The organism is Dietzia sp. UBA5065, assembly GCA_002415925.1.
Classification (GTDB): Bacteria; Actinomycetota; Actinomycetes; order Mycobacteriales; family Mycobacteriaceae; genus Dietzia.
Genome location: DIAZ01000181.1, coordinates 16178 through 22272, shown reverse-complemented (window position 1 = coordinate 22272; position 6095 = coordinate 16178). Strand labels below are relative to the sequence as shown.

General features: G+C 72.9%; 6 protein-coding genes. 1 reads left to right on the top strand and 5 read right to left on the bottom strand.

Annotated elements, in window-relative coordinates:
• The 3 genes from B4M60_RS15040 to B4M60_RS15030 all read right to left on the bottom strand — a co-directional run.
• The coding region (locus B4M60_RS15040) for a DUF488 family protein (RefSeq protein WP_291085887.1) at positions 1-455 on the bottom strand (455 nt) is incomplete at its 3' end.
• Positions 455-1441, bottom strand: a complete 987-nt coding sequence (locus B4M60_RS15035; protein WP_291085884.1) for a DUF808 domain-containing protein — start codon at positions 1439-1441, stop codon at positions 455-457. The genes B4M60_RS15035 and B4M60_RS15040, both read right to left, overlap by 1 nt.
• 89 nt (positions 1442-1530) lie before the next feature.
• Entirely contained in the window at positions 1531-2436 is a 906-nt protein-coding gene (locus B4M60_RS15030; protein ID WP_291085881.1) for an oxygenase MpaB family protein, read from the bottom strand.
• 80 nt (positions 2437-2516) lie between these two features.
• Here B4M60_RS15030 and B4M60_RS15025 point away from each other — a divergent pair, with 80 nt between their 5' ends.
• A complete protein-coding gene (locus tag B4M60_RS15025) occupies positions 2517-3254 on the top strand; it encodes a CPBP family intramembrane glutamic endopeptidase (protein ID WP_291085878.1) in 738 nt (245 codons plus the stop codon).
• On the opposite strand, the gene B4M60_RS15020 is transcribed toward B4M60_RS15025, so the two are convergent.
• Complete coding sequence (locus B4M60_RS15020) at positions 3229-4497, bottom strand: multidrug effflux MFS transporter (RefSeq protein WP_291085875.1); 1269 nt, start codon at positions 4495-4497, stop codon at positions 3229-3231. The two genes, B4M60_RS15025 and B4M60_RS15020, sit on opposite strands and share 26 nt — an antisense overlap.
• Complete coding sequence (locus B4M60_RS15015) at positions 4494-6077, bottom strand: cation:proton antiporter family protein (protein WP_291085890.1); 1584 nt, start codon at positions 6075-6077, stop codon at positions 4494-4496. Before B4M60_RS15015 ends, B4M60_RS15020 begins: the two co-directional genes overlap by 4 nt.
• Between the last annotated feature and the right edge of the window lie 18 nt (positions 6078-6095).

The window sequence follows — 6095 nt, the reverse complement described above, 5'->3', positions numbered from 1 at the left end:
CCGGTGTGCATGAGGTGTCCCACCTCCAGCCCGTGGACGGCCACGGACACGTCGGCCACGATCCGGCGGTGGCAGCGCCACCACACGGCCTCGGAACACAGGACGGCGGTGCGGCGCCCCCGCGCGTCGCGGAGCACCCGGTCCAGCGCCATGCGGAATGCGGGGGTGCGGGTCCACGCGCTGTAGGCGCGGAACGCCTCGACCCGCCACCACGTGTCGGGGGAGTCGCGTCGTTGGTCGGCGGTGAGGGTCCGGCGGCCGCCGAGGTCCTCCTCCCAGCGGTAGTCGATGCCGACGTCGCGGGCGAGATCCGGGATCGCTCCCCTGGCCGCGGCGGAGTTGGCGCTGCTTCCGGGGAACCGACGGATGTCCACCAGGAGTTCGACCCCGGCGCCGCCGAGGAGCGCGCCGAGCGCCCCCCGCCCGAGGCGACCGTGGCCCACCGTGAACAGCACTAGCTCTCCGGGCGCTCGGCCCCGACGACCTCCGCGGTGGCGTCCGCCGACGCGGGGGCCGACGCGCCCCGCCGGCGCGGGATGACGTGGGCGATCGCCACCACGACCGCGCCCGCGAACAGGCCGAACAGCAGCGAGCACACGGTGTTGACCAGCCAGCCCAGCACGGCGCCGACGCCCGCCACCGCGGCGGCGGGGTCCTCCAGCACGTGGACGAGGTGATACGGGGCGGTCGCGCCGAGTTCGTCCAGGCCCACCAGCAGGATGTGCCCGCCGACCCACAGCATCGCGAGCATCCCGACGAAGGAGATCACCTCGAGCACCGTCGGCATCGCCCTGACCAGGCCCCGACCGAACCGCTGCGCCCCGGGGGAGTCCTTGCCCGCCAGGTGGAGACCGACGTCGTCCATCTTGACGATCACCGCGACCACGCCGTAGACGAGCACCGTGATGACCAGCCCCACCACCACGAGGATCGCCGCGCGCGACCAGAACGGCTGGTCCGCCACCTCGTTGAGCGCGATCATCATGATCTCGGCGCTGAGGATGAAATCCGTGGTCACCGCCCCGCGGACCATCCGCTTCTCCGCGTCCGGCCCCTCCTCCATGACGGGGGCGGCCTCCTCGTGGTGGCCCGAGACGCGCTCCCACACCTTCTCCGCGCCCTCGAAGCACAGGTAGAGCCCGCCGAGCATGAGGATCGGGGTGAGGATCCACGGCACGAACTGGCTGAGCAGGAGGGCAAAGACGATGATGATCGCCTTGTTCCCCAGCGACCCCTGGGCGATCCGGCGGATGATGGGCAGCTCCCGCGACGGGTCCACGTCGCGGACGTACTGGGGGGTCACCGCCGTGTCGTCGACCACCACGCCGGCGGCCTTGACGCTCGCGCGGCCGGAGGCGGCCGCGATGTCGTCTGTGCTGGCGGCGGCCATCTTGGCGAGTACCGCGATGTCGTCGAGCAGGGCGGCGAGACCAGCGGCCATGGGCACCTCATCTGGGGTGGGCGGGAGGGGTCCCCGCGGAGGGGACGCCCCGACCCGCGGCGGGTCGGATTTTCTCAGCGTAGCGCCGTCTAGCGGTCGATCGCGTCGAGGACCCACCGCAGGGTCGAGACACCGGTCCGCCCGAGCTGCCGGGCGAGTGGCCCGGAGCCGAACGGCCCGTCGCGCAGTGCGAGCATCTCCCGCGCCCACGGCGGCAGCGCCGCGACCGCACCCTCTCGGAGCAGCGAGTACGCGGGACGGTCGGTCCACCCCACGGGCGGTGAGTCCAGCAGGAAGCGCCGGGCGTCGAGGGCGGCCGGCGATGCCTCGAGTTCGGGCCGGAACCGCTCGAGGGCGGAGTCGAGCTCCGCGACGGTGAGGGGGACGTCCCTGGCGCCCAGCATGAGACCGGTCCGCGACGCCTGCCGCACGTACTCGTCCCGCTGGGCGGGCGACAGCCGGGTGCGACCGTAGAGACGGTGGCACTCGAGGAAGCTCCACACCTCGGCGACGTGCACCCACTGCAGGAGGTGGGGGTCCCGGGCGTCGTAGGGGCGGCCGCGGTAGTCGGTCCCCACCACCGCACGGTGCGCGTTGTTGATGCCCCGGATGAGCTCCGAGGCGTCGGTGATCGTCCCGAAGGTGGTGACGGCGATGAACTGCGAGGTCCGCTGGAGCCGGCCCCACGGGTCGCCGCGGTAGTCGCTGTGGTCGGCCACGCCGGCCATCGCCAGCGGGTGGAGGGACTGCAGGAGCAGGGCGGTGAGGCCGGCGGCGAACATCGAGGCGTCGCCGTTGACCGTCTGGATCGCGTCCCCGGGGGCGTTCCACCGCTCCCCCTCGGAGTGCCAGATCTGCTGCCGACGCGCGGCCGCGTCGTCGCCGGCGATGCGCGCCCGCACCGCCAGGCCCGCCCGGCGCCGGGCTCCGGTCAGGGCGCGGGAGGCCGTCGTCGTCATCGTCGTCGTCATCGCCGTCGTCAGCTCGGGGGACATGTGCGGACACCACCTCGGGGGTCGGTCGTGTGCGCCACACTACGCCCGGCCCGAAGGGGACGAGGGGTATCGTCGGGCCGATGACGTCGCTTTATCCCGCTCCTGCCACCCGCGGCCGTACGCGGGGCCTGGTCGGTGTGGTCGCCGTCCTGGGCGCCCTCGTGACCATCAACCTCTCGGCGAACCTGGCGGGGCTGCCGCACCGGGAGTTCGTCGTGCCCCTGTCGGTGCTCGCGCTCGTGGCGGTGGTCAAGGCGCGGGGCATGCACTGGTCGGAGCTGGGCCTGTCGCCCCGTCACATGCCGCGCGGGCTGGCCTACGGCCTCGGCGCGACCGCGGTCGTGGCCGCGGTGGTCACCGCCGGCTGCCTGATCCCGGTCACGAGCCCGTTCTTCCTCTCCGAGCGCTACTCGGATCTGCGGATGGCGGTGTTCTCGGCGCTCGTCCTGATCCCGCTCATGACGGTGCTCCCCGAGGAGTTCGCGTTCCGCGGCGTCCTCCAGGGGGCGCTGGAGCGCACCTTCGGCACCAGGGGCGTCTTTCTGGTGGGCTCACTGGCGTTCGGCCTGTGGCACGTCACGTCCTCCCTCGGCCTCACCGCCGGGAACGCCGGCCTGTCGGATCTCCTGGGCACCGGCGTCGGCGGTCAGCTCGCCGGGATCGCCGTGGCGGTGGCCGCGACCTCGGTGGCGGGCGCCGGGTTCATCTGGATCCGCCGCCACAGCCGGAGCCTGCTCGCGCCGATCGGCCTGCACTGGGCGTTCAACGCCGTCGGGGCGCTCGCCGCCGCGCTCACGTGGCGCGCGCTGGCCGGCTGACCACCGGCCTGCTGAACACCGCCCACACCGCCACCACGACCAGCGCCGCGCAGGCTCCCATCACCGCGAGCAACGGGGTCGCCGAGGCCGGCCCGGCCAGGCCTGTGAGCGGGGAGACCAGCGCGGCCAGGCTGAACTGGGCGGCGCCGAGCAGCGCCGATCCGGAGCCCGAGCGGCCCTGGGTGGCCTGCATGGACAGCGCCGCGGCGTTGGGGAGGATCAGGCCGACGGACAGGGTGAGCGCGACGAACCCGACGGTGACCGGCGCGAGGCCCAGGGTGCCGGCGGGGGAGAGTGCGACGACGACGACGAGGTACGCGATCGCCGCGACCATGCCGAGGACCCCGGTGCCGAGGATCTTCTCCGGGGCGAACCTGCCGACCAGCCGGGCGCCCGCGAGGTTCGAGACGAGGATTCCCAGGGCGTTGACGGTGAACGCCACCGAGTACGCGGTGGGGGACAGGCCCACCATGTCCTGGTAGATGAACGGGCTGGCGGAGATGTAGGCGAAGAGCACGCCGAAGGTGAACACGAACGCCGACACCCGCGCGACGAACGGCGCGTAGGTCGCCACCGTCCTCATGTCGGACAGGGTCGTCCGGATGCCCCCAGTGCGGCGGGAGTCGGGGTGCAGCGACTCCGGCACCGCCGCGACCACCCCGACCGCGGTGACCACGGACAGGCCGGCCAGCAGCCAGAACACCCCCCGCCAGCCGCCGTACGGGACCACGGCGCCGCCGACGAGCGGGGCGATGACGGGGGCGACGGACTGGATGGCCATGAGGGTGGCGAACGCCTTGGCGACCCCGGCGCCGCGGCCGACGTCCACCACGACGGCCTTGCTCAGCACGATCCCGGCCGCCCCGAAGAACCCCTGGGCCACGCGACCGGCCACGAGCACCCAGATCGACGGGGCGAGCGCGCAGAGGACGGCCGCGAGTGCGGTGCCGACGGAACCGAGGATGAGGAGGGTGCGCCGCCCCATCCGGTCCGACAGGGGCCCGATCACGAGCTGCCCCACGGCCAGCGACACCATGAACGCGGTCAGCGTGAGCTGCGCGGTCGAGGCGGACACCCCGAACTCGTCCACGATCAGGGGGAGCGCGGGGAGGTAGGTGTCGGTGGCGAACGGGCCGATCGCCCCGGTGAGGGCCAGCGCCAGGAGGACGGTCCCCGGGACCGACCCCGTCGCGCGACCCCCGCCCGCGGGATCCCGGGGTGGCGGTGCGCCCGCGCCGGTCACCGCCGGACCCCGGCGGCCTCGGCGGCGCTGTCCGCCAGGCCGACCCCGGTGCCCTCGTAGATGTGGAACGCCACGTCCGCGCCCAGCCCGATCAGCTCGTCACGCTCGTCGTCGTACTGGGCGACCACCGCGACCGTCCCCTCGAAGTCCCGCGCGTTCACCTGCTCGAGCGCGATCAGATTGGAGCCGTGGAACGGCATGGCCAGCACGATGATCTCCACCTTCTCGTCGTTGATGCAGCGGTCCCAGAAGTCGGCGTCGGTCGCGTCGCCCTCCAGGACCCGGATCCCCTGCTCGCGGAGGGCGCCGACCTTGAGGGAGTCGTTCTCCACCCCGATGACCGACAGACCGTACTCGTCGACCAGCCGGTCGCGCACCGCGCGGCCCACCCGGCCCACCCCCAGGACCATCGCCCGGGCGTGGCCCAGGTCGATCGGGGCGTCCTCGGGATGGGTGCGGTGGTCGCCCAGGGTCGGGACGAACGTCGACAGCCGGTCGACGAGCCCGGTCCCGCGACGGTTGACCAGGGTCGAGACCACGAAGCTCGCCGCCACCGCGACCGAGACCACCACCAGCCAGTCGTCGCCGACCAGGTCCGCCTCGACGCCGGAGGCGATCACGATGAGCCCGAACTCGGAGAAGTTGGCCAGCGCCAGGCCCGCGAGGATCGACATGCGCTTGCGGAGCCCGAACGCGGCCAGCAGCAGGGTGAACAAGGCTCCCTCGAGCGGGAGCAGCGCCACCAGCAGCAGCCCGAGCAGGACGGTCTCCAGGGTGGGGTTGACGTGCAGCCCGATCGAGACGAAGAACCCCACCAGGAGCAGCTCCCGCAGCCCGAATAGGGTGCGGGAGAGCTCGGCCGCCCGCGGGTGGGAGGCCAGGAGGACGCCCACCACCATGGCCCCGAAGTCGCCCTTGATGCCCACGGCCTCGAACAGCCAGTACCCGGGCACCAGGGCCATCGTGATGCCGAAGAGGGTCTGCAGCTCGCCGTGCCCGAGCCGGTGCCACAGCCGGCGGACCAACCAGACGGCGGGCAGGAGCAGTGGCAGGGCCAGCGCCCACGGGCTGGGGGGCTCGCCCTTCATCGCGGTGAGGAACGCCACCGCCACCACGTCCTGGAGCACCAGGACGCCGATCGCGACCCGGCCGTACAGGGTGTTGGAATCCGACCGCTCGTCGAGCACCTGGATCACGAAGACCGTGCTGGAGAACGAGAGGGCGAACCCCAGGAGCGCGAGGACCTGCCAGTCCGCGCCGGCCAGCAACCGCACCCCGACCGTCGCCAACAGGCCGAGGAAGCCGGCGGTCAGGCCCACGAGCGCGAGCAGGTTGGCCGCCGTGGTCACCAGGACCTCGCGGCGGAAGACCATCCGCAGGTCGAGTTTGAGCCCGATGGTGAACAGGAGGATGGTCACGCCCAGGTCGGCCAGGGAATCGATCACGGGCAGGGAGTCGATGCCCGGGGCGTGCAGGATGAACCCCGACGCGAGATACCCGATCAGGGTGGGCAGGCGCAGCAGGCGGGCGACGAACCCGCAGGCGAACACCACGACGAGGTAGAGGGCGACGGTCTCCACGAGATCTCCCGGCCGACC